A 14,043-nucleotide genomic window follows, 5' to 3' on the forward strand; every position below is an offset into this window, starting at 1 on the left:
TGCTATATCCGCGTGGCGGGGCCCACGCCGCCGCCGGCGGCGCTGGCGGCATGATCGACCCAGCCGTGGGCGCCGGTCTGGAAGGCCAGCCCACCGCTATAGCCCACGGCCGCCAGGCTGTTGCTGTAGATGCCGTGCAGTTCCCGCGTCAGGCTGCTGGGCAGCAGCTGGCGGGTGCGGATCACCAGGTCGAAGCGGCCGGTCCAGATCAGGCCGTCCAGCTGCATGGGGCCCAGTTGCGACAGTTGCAGATCGATCAGGAAGCGGCGCAGCGGGCGGTTGCGAACCCCGCGCGCGCCGCCTTCCTCTTCCTCGCCCTCTTCGTCGTTGATGGCGTGGACATGGACCTGCAGGCGCCCCACCTCATCGCCGAAGGGCACGGCGAAGGTGCGCCAGCCCTCCTTGTTGGGTTCCGCCGCCTGGGTGGCGATGCTGTTGAAATCATCGGTGAGGCGGGCGGACAGGCGGCCGCGTCCCGCCTTGCTGAGCGTCGACATCGCCTCCGACCCCAGCCAGCCGCTGGCGTCGCCGCCGCGCAGGGCCGCCAGGAAGACCACCAGGGTCTTGGTCAGCTGCGGCGTGGGGCGGGGCAGCACGCTGTTTATCAGCTGGTGCGCCAGGGCCGGGTCGCTGGCGGCGATGACGGCCAAGGCCTCCCGCAGGGCTGGCCAGTCGCGGCCCCGCGCCGGATCGATGGGCGGCGGCACGGAGTCAAACTCCGGTGCCGCCACGGCGGTGGCCAGTTGCACCCTGGTTCCTATGGGCAGGTCGGTGTGGGCCTGTAGCAGGAAGGTGCCCCGGGGGGTCTCCACCACCGGCTGGCCGGTGCGGGTCAGGGCCACCACCGTGCCGGGCAGGGGCGGCAGAACGCCCGGCCGTGCCAGGGCAGGGTTCAGCGGCGCCTCCGCCCCATCCTCCGGCGGCAGGATGCCGGGGCCGGCACCGGGCGTATCAGCGGGCGTGCCAGCGGGGGCGGCTTCCAAGGGCATGCCCGGCCGCTGCACGGACAACAGGGTGAAGTTGAGCGTCTGCCCCGGGCTGGTGGGCGTGCGCAGGGTGGGGGTGTAGGCACCGGCCGGCGCCGGAAGGGGCGTGCCGGGCAACGCCGCCTGAGAGGCTGAGGCGCCGGGCGTCAAGGTTGTGGCAGGCGCCGTGCCCAGCGGCTGGGATGGAACGCCAAGGGGGGAGGTCGCCATACCGCCGCCCATGGCCGGCGATGGCCCGGTTTGGCCGGCGGGCACGGTCAAGACCGGCGTGCCGGGCTGTCCTTGCGACTGTCCGGCGGAGGGCGTCGCGGCTTGCGCTATGAGGCTGGGATGGAACGCCGCGGGGGGAGCCGCCGGGGGCGCGGCGGTCGATTGTGTCAGGGGCTGGGGTCCGGACGCGCCCGGGAGGGGTGCCGGTGTCGTGGCCGGTGAGGGCGGCAAGTCCTGCGTCGGCCCTTTCCCAGGCATCGTGTCGGCGGGAACGGGGCCGGCGGGAACAGGAGAGAAGGGGGCGGCCGTGCCGGAGGGCAAGCCGGTGCGCACGAAGCTGGGCCGTGCCGCGCTCAGGAACAGGTCGCCGCTGACGAACGGCGCTTCATCCGCCACCGGCGGCACGATGCCCGGTTGGGGGCCGGGGGCGAGACCGGGTTGGGCTGCCGGCGTGGCGGCGCCGGACGGCGGTGGGGTCGCCTTGGAGGTTCCGAGGTCGGGCAGGAACTCCGGCACGCCCAAGGAGGCCAGCAGGGTGGCGGCGCGGCTGAGCGGCGGGGCCACCCCCGGCTGGGACGGTGGTTGGGACGGTGCTGGGGAGGCGGGCGCCTGCGAAGTGGGCGCTTGCGGACCGGGTTGGCGCGCCGGCGTGTCAGGGGATATGCCGACGGTGGCAGACGCCCCCGCCCGTGCGCTGTCCGGCGTGGCAGGCTGGCCGGGGGGCGGGCCCGCTGAAGGCAGGGCGGGCGATGGCTGGCCGCTGGGTGTCGCCACCTGGGGCGTTGGTGGCGGCACGATGCCGGGCAGCAGGTCGGCCAGCGACGGCGGGTTGGCGCCGGCTCCGCTGGCCGATGTCTGTGCGAACAGCAGATTGGCCAGGGTCGCGGTGGCTGAGGGCGTAACCGGCGTGCCTGTGGGGGCTGGGCTCGCCTGCCCGCCAGCGGTGGCCGTGGTGCCGGATGGCGTCGTCGACAGGGGCTGGCCCTTGGCCGTGTCGGCGCCGGTCGTCGTGTCGCCGGCGCTGGTATCCGGCGGGGCGGCGCCCGCCTGTGGCGCAGGGCCGTTGCCGCTGGCCGGCGTGGGCGCGGCGGTCGTGGGACCGGGCGCCGGCTGGTTCGGTGCCGACTGGCTCGGTGACTGCTGCGGGGAGTCGTCCGTCAGGTCGGGCTGGTCGCCGGTGTCGCCCCGGGCGCCGACGATCAGGCCCAGCCCCTGGCCTTGGTTGATGTCGGATACCGGCGCCTGGGTGTTGGGCGCCGGCGTGCTGGCGCTATTGGATGCGGGGGCGGGATTCAGCAGGACGGCGGCTAGCGTGGTGCCCACCTGCAAGGCCGGCAGGCCGGCGGCGGGGTTGGGCAACTGGACGGCTGGCTGCGGCTGGGGTTGGGCGGTCGCTGCGGCTTGGCCGCTGCCGCCAGTCTGGGCCGCCCCCTGGGCCGCCCCCCCCTGGGCCGCCCCTTGCGTCGCCGCCTGCGCCACCACGGTGGCGGTCAGGGCGGCGCCCGTGGTCTGCGCCGGAATTTGCAGGGTGACCGGGCGGTCGGTGGGCAGGGGCGTTTCGGTGCGGACCTGCACGTCGCCGGCGGCGGTACGCACCGTGGCTTGCTCGCCCTGCTGTTCCGTGACCATGCCGCTGACGGCCAGGGCCCGGGCGAGGCCGGTCAGCTTGTCCGGCAGTTGGGTCACCGTCACCTGCCCCAGCACGGTGGGGGCGGCGCCGGCCCCGGCGCCCGCCGCCTGGGTGATGATGGACGGTGTCTGGACGCCGCTCATGGCCGAAGGCTCCACCCATCAGGGGGCGACCCCAGTCCGATCTGCGCCGTCCAGCCGGGGGCCACGCGGGATCAGCCCCCTTGGTTCAGGCGGTTGGCCACCATCTCGATGTCATGGGCGGCATCGGAGGTGGGGAAGCGCATGAACAGGGGCGACTGGTTGCGGATGGCCTCGCGCACCTTGGCGTCACGCCGCACGATGCCGCCCAGCTTGGGCGACATCTTCAGGTAGCGCTGACAGACGGTCAGCAGCTTCTCATACGTCTTCTCGCCCAGCGCCTTGCTGTCGGCCATGTTGATGACCACGCGCAGGTCGGCCATGGGGTTGGCCTGGTAGCTGAGCTTCAGGAAGGCGTAGGCGTCGGTGATGGAGGTGGGCTCGTCCGTCGTCACCACCAGGGTGGTGCCGGCGGGGCCGGAGAAGGTGCGCACCATGCGGTCCACACCCGCGCCCAGGTCGATGACCACCCAGTCATAGCTCTTGGCCACGTCCGCCAGTTCCGTGCGCAGCTGGGTCAGCCGCGCCGGCGGCAGGTTGGCCAGGCTGCCGGAACCGCTGCGGCCGGCGATGATGTCGAAGCCGCCTTCGGGGAAGCGCTGGGCCGCCCCCTGCAGGGTCACCATGCCGTCGATGACCTGGCCCAGGTCGCGCTTGGGCATCAGGCCCAGTTGGATGTCCACGTTGGCCAGGCCCAAATCGCCGTCGAACAGCAGGATGCGCTTGCCGCTGCGCGCCAGGGCGTGCGCCAGGGTGACGGAGAAGAAGGTCTTGCCCACGCCGCCCTTGCCGCTGGCCACGGCCAGGATGTTCTGGCGCCGCAGGGGCATGACGTTGTCGGCGGTGGCGAGGGCCGCCGGCGCGCCGGTCGGGGAGAGAAGGTCGTTCATGCGTGGGTCCCCGTTTGCTTGGCGCGGCGTTCGCTGGTTTCTGAGCCGGGCATCATCAGGCGGGCGAGCGATGTGGGTGAGAGGGGTGTCAGGCCTTCCGCCGCGCGCGGGCTGGTGCTGGCGTCGCACAGGGCCAGGCCGGCCTCGTGCGCGGCGGTCAGCATGCTGCCCAGGCGCCGGGCCATGTCCAGGCGGGTGGTCAGCAGGCGGCGGGCGCCCAGGGCGCGGAAGGCGCGGGCCATCTCCGACGCCTCCACCGGGTCCATGCCGGCGGGCAGCACCAGCACCGGCTCGATGTCGGCGGCCACCAGGAAATCACGCAGGTCGTTCAGGTCGGCCTGGCTGTAGGGGTTGCGGCCGGCGCTGTCGACCAGCACTTGCTCCGCCCCCCGCTGCACGTCCAGGGCATCGGCCAGGGCCAGCGGATCCTCCACCGTCATCAGCCGCAGCTTCAGAACGCGGGTGAAGGCGGCCAGCTGGTCGATGCCGCCCGCGCGCACCGTGTCGGTGGAGATGACGCCCACCGGCCGGCCCTTCAAGGCGGCGCGGGCGCACAGCTTGGCCACCGTCAGCGTCTTGCCCGCACCCGGCGGGCCCACCAGCATCAGCGGCTTGGGAAAGCGACCCTCGGGCAGGGGCTGGAAGGTGAAGACGGACTCCAGGGCGGCGGCCAGCAGGGTCTGGGCGTCCTTGGCGTCGAAATCGGCGATGCTGTCCATCAGCCGCTGGTTCAGGTCGGCCGGCAGGCCGTGGCGGAACAGGATGTCCGTCACCTGGTCGGCGGGATCGGGGGCCAGCGGGTTGTGGTAGCGGTCGTTGATGGCGGGCATGCCCGGAACGGGGATGGACTCCTCCACCGCCGCCGTCACCCGGACGCCGACGCCCTCTTCCTCGCGCGTGGCGACGATGATGGCGTCATCCCCCAGCACCTCCCGGACAAGGCGCATCGCCTCACCCATGGTTGGGGCATGAAAGGACTTCAGCCGCATGATTGTCCTGCCCTAGGGGCCATATCCACTCCACCTCCCCACAGGGGCCCACCCCCGAGGGACCCTGCCACCGGAACTGCCGCGGCTGCACCCGCCGCCCACGGCATCTGAAACCCCAACCTCAACCCTGCGCCGAAGCGGCCGAACGCTTCCTGGTTCGGCCATCCTGGCACGGCACTCCATGATGGGCGCTGCGCCAGGTCATTTGCGCGTATGCGGGCATTAACCCGGCTTGTCTGCCGTCAAAAGGACAAATACGTCAAGGACCCAAGGATGGCATCTTATTCGGACCGTTGCATCAGCGATAAGGGCGTGCGGGCGCAGCTTCCGGCCCGCCGTGTCATTTACACCGCGCTTGCTTAATTTTGCGTTAGCCATGTTCGGCGACGCCCCCGCATCATCCGGGCGGAAGACCGCTTCGTCCTGCCGCCGCCCCGCTATTTCTGTACCCCCGGCCGCCCCTGCGGCTCCTACACTTGTCCCAAGGTCTTGATCTTGGCCTTGGGATGGATTTCGTTCTGCGACATGACGGCGGTGGCCGGCCGGAACCGCTCGATGATGGAGCGGACGAAGGGCCGGATGCCCGGGCTGGTCAGCAGCACCGGCGATTCACCCATCATGGCGTGGCGGTCATAGGTCTGGCGCACGGCGGTGATGAACTGCTGCAGGCGGGACGGCGCCATGGCCAGGTTGCGCTCGTCGCCTTCGCCCACGACGGATTCGGCGAAGGCCTGCTCCCACTCCGGCGACAGGGTGATGAGGGGGATGTAGCCCTGGTCGTTGGTATGGCTGTCGGAGATTTGGCGCGACAGGCGGGCGCGCACGTGCTCCGTGATCTGGGTGATGTTGCGGGTATAGCCCGTCGCCTCCGACACGCCTTCCAGGATGGCCGGCAGGTCGCGGATGGAGATGCGCTCGGCCAGCAGGCTCTGCAGCACGCGTTGCAGCGCGCCCACGCCGATCTGGCCGGGGATGACGTCGGCCACCAGCTTCTGCTGTTCCTTGTTCAGCTCGTCCAGCAGCTTCTGGGTCTCGGCATAGGACAGCAGGTCCGCCATGTTGTCGCGCACCACCTCGGTCAGGTGGGTGGTCAGCACGGTGGGCGGGTCCACCACGGTGAAGCCCTTGAACAGCGCCTCCTCGCGATAGGCCGGCTCGATCCACATGGCGGGCAGGCCGAAGGTCGGCTCCGTCGTCACCTCGCCCGGCAGCTGGATGGGCTCGCCACGCGGGTCCATGCACAGCAGCATGTTGGGGCGCACGTCGCCGCGGCCGGCCTCGATCTCCTTGATGCGGATGACGTAGCTGTTGGGCGGCAGCTGCAGATTGTCCTGGATGCGCACGGCCGGCATGATGATGCCGATCTCGCTGGCCAGCTGGCGGCGCAGGCCCTTGATCTGGTCGGTCAGGCGGTGGCCGGCGTCGGTATTGATCAGCGACAGCAGGCCATAGCCCAGTTCCAGGCGGATGAGGTCGATGGCCAGGGCGGAGGAGATGGGCTCCTCCGGCGCCGGCAGGGGGGCGCCGCCGGGGCCGGCGGGGGCACCGGGCGCGCCGCCGGCTTCCGCCCCCACCATCTGGTCCGACCGCTGCTTGCGCAGACGCGGCAGATAGTAGGCGCCGGCGAACAGGGCGATGGCCAGCGAGACGAAGGGCAGGAAGGGCAGGCCCGGCAGCAGGGCCAGGGCGCACAGCAGGAAGGCGCTGAGGCCCATGGCCGAGGGGTAGAAGCTCAGCTGCCCGAATAGCGCCTTGTCGGCGGACCCCGTCTGGCCCGACTTCGACACCATGAGGCCGGCGGCCAGCGAGACGATCAGCGCCGGGATCTGGCTGACCAGGCCGTCGCCGATGGTCAGCTGGGTATAGGTGGCGCCGGCCTTCAGGAACGACATGTTCTTCTGGCCGACGCCGATGATCATGCCGACGACGACGTTGATGAAGGTGATGACCATGCCGGCCACGGCGTCGCCGCGCACGAACTTGGACGCACCGTCCATGGCGCCGAAGAACTGGCTTTCCTCCTCCAGCTCACGCCGGCGCTTCTTGGCCTCGCCCTCGTCGATCAGGCCGGCCGACAGGTCGGCGTCGATCGCCATCTGCTTGCCGGGCATGCCGTCCAGGGTGAAGCGCGCCGCCACTTCGGCGATACGGCCGGAACCCTTGGTGATGACGGTGAAGTTCACCATCACCAGGATGGCGAACACCGTCACGCCGATGATGAAGTTGCCGCCCATGATGAAGCCGCCGAACGCCTGGATGACGTGGCCGGCGGCCTGGGTGCCCTCATGCCCGTGGCCCAGGATCAGGCGGGTGGACGCCATGTTCAGCGCCAGGCGCAACATGGTGGACACCAGCAGGATGGTGGGGAAGGAGCTCATCTCCAGCGGCTTCTGGATGCTGAGCACCGTCATCAGGATCAGGACGGAGAAGGTGAAGGAAACGGCGAGGCCGAAGTCTAGCAGGAAGGTCGGCAGCGGTATGACCAGCATGACCAGGATGGTCACGATGCCCAGCGCGAACAGAATCTCCGTCCGCTTCAGCAGTGCCGGACCGGCGGTCCGCGCGTTGCCGAACAGGGACTGCAGCATGTTGCCGCCGGAGGCCGCGGTCTGGTCAGCCATGGTCTCTCTTCCCGGTGCCTGTCAGGTGTCCGTTCCCTCGCCTTACATCGCCGCCCGGTCCAGCTCGCCACCCGCGGGCGGCGGCACGGCGACGCCCTCGTCGCTGTACTGCTTCAGCTTGTTGCGCAGGGTGCGGATGGAGATGCCCAGGATGTTGGCGGCATGCGTCCGGTTGCCCAGGCAATGGCTGAGCGTGTCGATGATCAGGTCGCGCTCCACATCCGCCACACTGCGGCCCACCAGGCCGGCGGTGCCGGAGGCGCCGGGCTCGCCAGCCGCACCGGCGGGGGGCTGGGCGGCGGCGGTGGCGCGGGCGGCCACCGGGGCCACCGCGCTGTAGCCTTGGGCCGGCGCCGCCGGTTCCGCACCGGTCAGTAGGATGGCGTCGGTGCCGATCTCCGTTCCGCGCGACAGCAGCACGGCGCGGTGCATGGTGTTTTCCAGCTCACGCACGTTGCCGCGGAAGCGGTGGGCTTGCAGCATGGCCATCGCCTCCGGGCTCACCCTGCGTTCCGGCAGGCCGTTGGCCTCGGAATATTTGGTGGCGAAGTGCTGCGACAGGATGGCGATGTCGGCCGGGCGTTCGCGCAGGGGCGGCAGGGCCAGGTTCACCACGTTCAGGCGGAAGAACAAGTCCTCGCGGAAGCGGCCGGCCCGCACCTCTTCCTCCAGGAAGCGGTTGCTGGTGGCCAGCACGCGGATGTCCACCTTCACCGGCTGGGTCCCGCCCACCCGGTCGATCTCCCGTTCCTGGATGGCGCGCAGCAGCTTGGCCTGAAGGCGGATGTCCATCTCCGAGATTTCGTCCAGCAGCAGGGTGCCGCCGTTGGCCTCCTCGAACTTGCCCACGCGGCGCGCCACGGCGCCGGTGAAGGCGCCCTTCTCATGGCCGAACAGCTCGGACTCCAGCAGGTTCTCCGGGATGGCGGCGCAGTTGACGGAGACGAACACCGCGTTGGCCCGACGGCTCTTGCGGTGGATGTAGCGGGCCATCAGTTCCTTGCCGGTGCCGGACTCGCCGGTGATCAGCACGCTGGCGTCGCTGGGGGCGATCTGGTCGGCCAGGCGCAGCACGCTACCCATGGAGGGGTCGCGGCTGACGATGGCGTGGCTCTCCTCCGCCACCGCTTCCAGCACCGCGGCGATCAGCTGTGCGTCCGGGGGCAGGGGGATGTATTCCTTGGCGCCGGCGCGGATGGCTTTCACCGCCGCCTGCGCGTCGGTCGCGACACCGCAGGCGACCACCGGCACGGTGATGCGTTCTGTCTTCAGCGCCTCGATCAGCATGGCGACGTCCAGCTTGACGTCGATCATCACCAGATCGGCGCCCTGGCCGCCGCGCAGGGCGTTGAGGGCACCGCCGATGCTGTCGGTGTGGGCGACCTTCGCGCCCTTCTGGAGCGCGATCTTGCCCGCCGCCGTGATGTAGCCTTCCAGCGTTCCTACGATCAGCAACCGCATCGCTCAAAACCCTTTCAAACCGGGACGCCCCACCAGGGACGCGTCCGTCGTCCAACCATCAATCGTAATGGTTCAGCCGCAGCTCCGGCGGCAGAACCGTGTTCATCATCATCTCCAGCCGGCGCGGATTCTCCTGCCGGGCGATGGAGATGGCGCCCAGCATGAACAGCGTGTCCACGATGGCCTGGGCGTCGGTGTTGCGTTCCAGCTTTCCGGCTAGGGGCGCCAGGGCCATGTTGCCCACCAGCGCGCCGTAGAAGGTTGTCAGCAGGGATATGGCCATGGCCGGGCCGATGGCCGCCGGGTCCTGCAGGTTGCCCAGCATCTGCACCAGGCCCACCAGGGTGCCGATCAGGCCCATGGCCGGCGCCACTTCCGAGGCGCGGCGCAGCACGGCGGCGCCATGGCGGGACCGGGCCTGCTGTGCCTCGATTTCCGTGCGCAGGATGCGCTCCACATCCTCCGCCGCGATGCCGTCCACCACCAGCTCGATGGCCCGGGCCTGCAGGGGCTCCACCCCCTTGTCCTTCATCAGCGGCTGCAGGGTCAGCGGGCCGTTGCGGCGCGCCGCCTCCGCCATCTGCAGGACATAGCCGGAGACGTCGGCGATGTCGGCCACCGGCCGCATCAGGGCGCGGGCCAGCTGGCGGCGGCAGGCCGCCAGGTCCTCGCGCGCGAAGGACACGATGGTGACGGCGATGGTGCCGCCCACCACGATCATGAGCGAGGGCACGTTGATGAAGGCGCGCGCGTGCCCGCCGAAGGCCAGGGCCGAGAATACCAGGGCGAACCCCGCTGCCAGGCCCAGCACCGTGGTCAGGTCCAGTCCATGGCGCACCCGCACCGGCTCCGGCAGGGGGGCGGACGCCGGCGCCTGGGCGCCCGCCGGATGGGCCGGCCCCTTGGCCTCGTTCGCCGCCTCCGGCGCCGGCGTGGCCGCAGCCACCCGTCCGGCGGCGGTGCCGGCGGCGCGCAAGGTCGGGGAAGGGGGGCGGCTGTTCAACGGTTTCTCTTTTCTCGATTACGGATCAGGTATCGATTACGGATCAGGTGCGTTCGGACTTGATGATTTCCGTCATGGTCACGCCCAGGCGGTCTTCCACCACCACCACCTCGCCGCGCGCCACCAGGCGGTTGTTGACGTAGATGTCGATGGCCTCGCCCACCTTGCGGTCCAGTTCCACTACCGCGCCACGACCCAGCTTCAGCAGCTGGCTCACCTGCATGGTGCACTTGCCCAGCACGGCGGAAATCTGAACCGGGATGTCGTAGACGGCCTCCAGGTCCTTCACGATAGGGGCGCCGTCGGCGTCCATGCCTGCTTGGCCGTCGAAATCGTCCAGGCTCATCGTTTCCCTCGTTTCTCACCGCCGGGGCCGGGCCCGGTCACGCATCCTAACAACACTGGCCCATACCATGTTGGCCTATCACGGCCTATACGCTCATTCCGCCGCTTCGCGGCCATCTTCCAAGGGGCGCCCCAGGTTGCCGGCGATGCGGTCGATCTCCGCCCACAGGGCGGCCACGTCACGCTCGGCGCCGCCGTCGCCCCAGTCGGCCTTGCAGTCCAGTTCCCCGGCGCGGGGATCGGCCACCACGGCGACGGAGCCGGCGAAGCCCTGGCGCGCCGCCATGTCCTCGATCTTCTCCTTGATGGGGGCCAGCCAATTCTCATGCACGCGCACCAGCAGGCGCGGTTCGTCCGACAGCTCCGCCAGGAAGGCGTTGACCGATGCCTCCACCTCCACCAGGCCGTGGCGCTTGACCATGGCGGGGAACAGCTTGCGCACGATGGCCAGCGCCATGCGGACGGTGTTCTGGGCCCGCAGCGCCCGGCCCTGCGTTTCCGCCTGGATCAGCTGCCCGACGCTGCCCTGCAGTTGGGCCAGCACGTTGGCCAGCGCCAGCGCCGACTGGTCGGCACCGGCCTGCATGCCCTCCGCGTGGCCCTGGGCGTAGGCCGCCTCGCGCGCCATGCGCACCTGCTGCTGCAGATCGGCTAGGCTGAAGGTGGGCTCCGGCGGCGGTGGGGGCGGCGGCGGCGGTTCCGGCGGCAGCTCGGGCACGGGCGGGAGCTGTTCCTCCGGCACCTCGACGCGGCGGCCCTCGGGATCGAAGGAATTGTCGAACAGGAATCTGCGGATGTTGGTCATGGGCTACGTCCGCGCTCAATTTTCCTGGTACAGCCAGTTCCGGATGATGGACACGGCCTCTTCCGGGTGCTTCTCGACGATCTCGCCCACCTTGCGCAGCGAGGACGCGCGCACGCGGCCGTCGACGCGGTTGATGTCGATCATCTGTTCCAGTTCCTCGTTGGCCTGGGCGGCCTCCAGCGCCAGCTCGCGGGCCAGGGCGCCGCCGCCGGGACCGGCCAGCTGCGGCACGCCGCTCTGGTCGGACAGCAGGTCGGGCTCCTCGTCCAGCTGCGGGGTGCGGTCCAAGGCGCGGGCCACCAGCGGCCGGATGACCAGCAGGATGACCAGGATGGCGACGATGGCCAGCACGATGGTCTCCGCGATGCGGAACACATCCCCCTTGGGCAGGCCGAACAGCGTCTCTTCCTTGGCCTCCAGCTCGCCCTCGGGGGTGGCGAACTTCATGCTGACCACATCCACCGTGTCGCCGCGCGAACCGTCGAAGCCGATGGATGACTTGACCAGGGACCCCAGCTTCTGCAGCTCGTCATCCGAGCGCGGCTGGTACTGGGCCACACCCTTGTCGTCGGGCACGTAATTGCCGTCGACCAGCACGGCGACCGACAGGCGGCGCACCTGGCCGGCCTCGCGCTCGTGGACCTTCACGGTCTTGCTGATCTCGTAATTGATGCGTTCGTTGGTCTTGGTGGTCTTGGAGCTGGAGGAGCCGTTGGTGGTGTTCTCGGCGTTGGCGGAGGGCAGATTGTTCGCCACCGTCACCGGGTCCTGGCCTTCCTTGTTGATGTCTTCCGAGTTCTCGTTGTTGGTCTCGGTGGAGCGCACGACCTGGCTGTCGGGGTCGAAGATCTCGCTGTTCGTCGTGATATGGTCGAAATCCATGTCGACCGTCACCTCCGCCCGCACCTTGCCCATGCCCACGGTGCGGCCCACGATCTCCTCGACCTTGTCGGTCAGGCGCTGCTGATAGGCGAGGCGCTTCTCCTCCGCCGTCGCCATCATGGCTTCCTTGCTGTCGGAGCCCATGCCCCGGGCCAGCAGGTTGCCCTTGTCGTCCACCACCGACACCATGTCGGGCTGCAGTCCCGGGACCGACGCGGCGATCAGGTGCTGAACGCTGGCCACCTGTTCCTTCTTCAGCTGCTGGCCGGGCCGCAGGCGCAGGACGACGCTGGCCGTGGCCTTCTGCGTCTCACGGCTGAACAGCTCGCGCTTGGGCAGCACCAGGTGGATGCGGGACTGCTGCACCGGGGCCAGGGTGTTCACCGTGCGCGACAGCTCGCCCTCCAGCGCGCGCAGCTGCTGGACGGATTGCATGAAGCTGGTGGTACCCAGGCTTTCCGCCTGGTTGAAGATCTCGTAACCCACGTTGCCGCCGGTGGGCAGGCCCTGCTGGGCCATCAGCATGCGGATGCGGCCCACCTGGTCGGCCGGCACCTCGATGCGCGTGCTGTCCGGGCTGACCTGGTAGGGCACCTTGGGCTGCATCTGGTCCAGCTGCTGCACGATGGCGCCGCCGTCGCTGGGCGACAGGTCGCTGTACAGCAGGGCCATGTTGGGCGAGGAGCCGTTGAACAGCAGGAAGCCGAACAGGGCCAGGATCAGCAGCGCGACGCCACCGATGGCGCCCAGCCGCACCGGCCCCAGATTACGCAGGGTCTGCAACAGGTTTTCCAAGGTCCGCTCCCGGGCCGGCGGTCACCGAAAAATCACAGCGGAGTCTATAGTGTCGATTCCGCGTTTGCCAGGATTCTGGGAACGTTCAGGGAATGAAATAGGGGGTGCTGGGCAAAAATTTCCTACACACCGGAAAGTGTGTCATTTGCGTCACGCATTTTGCCAGTTGATGGAGTGTTGCATTCAACAAGAGCTACCTCGGCGGTAAAAATTGCAAAATGCAACGGTCGCGAAGGATGGCATCGAGGCGGCTTGACTATATTTTGGTAATTAGCTAAATACCGCCATCATGAATCGCGTCTTCAAAGCCCTGGCCGATCCCAGCCGCCGCCGCATCCTTCAGCTGCTGCGTGAGGGGCCCTTGTCGGCCGGCGACATCGCCCGCCACTTCGACCTGGCCAAGCCCACCCTGTCCGGCCATTTTGCCGTGCTGCGCGAGGCCGACCTGGTGGACCAGGAGCGTCAGGGCACCACCATCTACTACCGCCTGAACCTGTCGGTGCTGGAAGAGGCGCTGTCGGGCCTCATGGACAGCATGGGGATAGGCCAGGGGGAGCGGGTGGCCCATAGCCCCGGTCTGGTCAAGCCGGGGAAATAGCGGTCCCGCGAGGAGCAAGCATATGTCCGCTCGGTTCTATTGGCTGATGACGGCCCAGATCCTGGCCGTCATGGCGCTGGTCAGCATCTATACGCTGACGCAGGTCGGGATGGAGGCGACCCTGCCCATCCATTGGGGCGCCAACGGTCAGGTCAATGGGTTCGCCCCGGCACCTTGGGCGCTGGCGATCCTGCCTCTGACCGTCGTGGGATGGGTGGCGCTCATGACCCTGTTGGCCCGGTTTACGCCCAGCGCGGCGGCCCTGGCACGGTCAGGGACCGCCTGGCGTACGGCCTGCCTGTCGCTGACCGGCATGCTGGCGCTGACCCACTTCGCCCTGGTGGGTGGCGCCTTGGGCCACCCGGTGGACATGGGCCGCACCCACGCGCTGATCATGGGCGTGTTCCTGGTCCTGATGGGCAATGTGATGGGCAAGGTGCGGCAGAACGGTCTGCTGGGCATCCGCACGCCGTGGACGCGCAACGACGAATGGGTGTGGGACCAGACGCACCGCTTCGGTGGACGACTGTTTGTGGCCGGCGGCTTCCTGCTGCTGGCGCTGACCTTGTGGCTGCCGCCGGCCCTGATCCGGGGGGCCCGCCTGACGATAGCGGTGCTGCTGCCCTTGGCGTTGATTTCGGTCCTCCGCTCCTACCTCTACTGGCGCGTCCGGCCCAACCGCTAGGCG

The 14,043-nt window shown here is 69.5% G+C and carries 11 protein-coding genes; 2 read left to right on the forward strand and 9 right to left on the reverse strand.

Annotated features, from left to right (window positions below; all coding sequences use genetic code 11):
* Positions 1–2: 2 nt before the first annotated feature.
* The 9 genes from FBZ88_RS07095 to fliF form a co-directional block, all read right to left on the reverse strand.
* Entirely contained in the window at positions 3–2,969 is a 2,967-nt protein-coding gene (locus tag FBZ88_RS07095) for a hypothetical protein (protein WP_145616064.1), read from the reverse strand.
* Between the two features lie 71 nt (positions 2,970–3,040).
* Positions 3,041–3,856 carry a MinD/ParA family protein gene (locus FBZ88_RS07100; RefSeq protein ID WP_004274049.1) on the reverse strand — a complete coding sequence of 272 codons (816 nt, stop codon included), beginning with the start codon at positions 3,854–3,856 and terminating at the stop codon, positions 3,041–3,043.
* Complete coding sequence (locus tag FBZ88_RS07105; protein WP_088871728.1) at positions 3,853–4,845, reverse strand: flagellar biosynthesis protein FlhF; 993 nt, start codon at positions 4,843–4,845, stop codon at positions 3,853–3,855. The genes FBZ88_RS07100 and FBZ88_RS07105 overlap by 4 nt, the downstream gene beginning before the upstream one ends.
* Positions 4,846–5,315: 470 nt before the next feature.
* Positions 5,316–7,466 (reverse strand): flagellar biosynthesis protein FlhA, encoded by a 2,151-nt coding sequence (flhA, locus tag FBZ88_RS07110; RefSeq protein ID WP_088871727.1) that lies wholly within the window; start codon positions 7,464–7,466, stop codon positions 5,316–5,318.
* A gap of 42 nt (positions 7,467–7,508) precedes the next feature.
* Complete coding sequence (flbD, locus tag FBZ88_RS07115; RefSeq protein WP_145616065.1) at positions 7,509–8,927, reverse strand: sigma-54-dependent transcriptional regulator FlbD; 1,419 nt, start codon at positions 8,925–8,927, stop codon at positions 7,509–7,511.
* 58 nt (positions 8,928–8,985) lie between these two features.
* Positions 8,986–9,930 carry a motility protein A gene (locus FBZ88_RS07120; protein ID WP_246138547.1) on the reverse strand — a complete coding sequence of 315 codons (945 nt, stop codon included), beginning with the start codon at positions 9,928–9,930 and terminating at the stop codon, positions 8,986–8,988.
* Between the two features lie 43 nt (positions 9,931–9,973).
* Positions 9,974–10,276: a flagellar motor switch protein FliN gene (gene fliN, locus FBZ88_RS07125; RefSeq protein WP_004273939.1), complete on the reverse strand. Its 303-nt coding sequence runs from the start codon at positions 10,274–10,276 to the stop codon at positions 9,974–9,976.
* 93 nt (positions 10,277–10,369) lie between these two features.
* Positions 10,370–11,080, reverse strand: coding sequence for a FliH/SctL family protein (locus FBZ88_RS07130; RefSeq protein WP_145616066.1), 711 nt, complete (start codon positions 11,078–11,080; stop codon positions 10,370–10,372).
* A 15-nt stretch (positions 11,081–11,095) separates the two neighbouring features.
* Positions 11,096–12,757: a flagellar basal-body MS-ring/collar protein FliF gene (gene fliF / locus FBZ88_RS07135; protein WP_145616067.1), complete on the reverse strand. Its 1,662-nt coding sequence runs from the start codon at positions 12,755–12,757 to the stop codon at positions 11,096–11,098.
* Positions 12,758–13,046: 289 nt separating this feature from the next.
* Between fliF and FBZ88_RS07140 the strand changes: the two genes are divergently transcribed.
* A complete protein-coding gene (locus FBZ88_RS07140) occupies positions 13,047–13,355 on the forward strand; it encodes an autorepressor SdpR family transcription factor (RefSeq protein ID WP_088871723.1) in 309 nt (102 codons plus the stop codon).
* Between the two features lie 22 nt (positions 13,356–13,377).
* Entirely contained in the window at positions 13,378–14,040 is a 663-nt protein-coding gene (locus tag FBZ88_RS07145; protein WP_145616068.1) for an SdpI family protein, read from the forward strand.
* Positions 14,041–14,043: the final 3 nt, after the last annotated feature.

The sequence above is a fragment of the Nitrospirillum bahiense genome (assembly GCF_007828025.1).
In the GTDB taxonomy this organism is placed as follows: domain Bacteria; phylum Pseudomonadota; class Alphaproteobacteria; order Azospirillales; family Azospirillaceae; genus Nitrospirillum; species Nitrospirillum amazonense.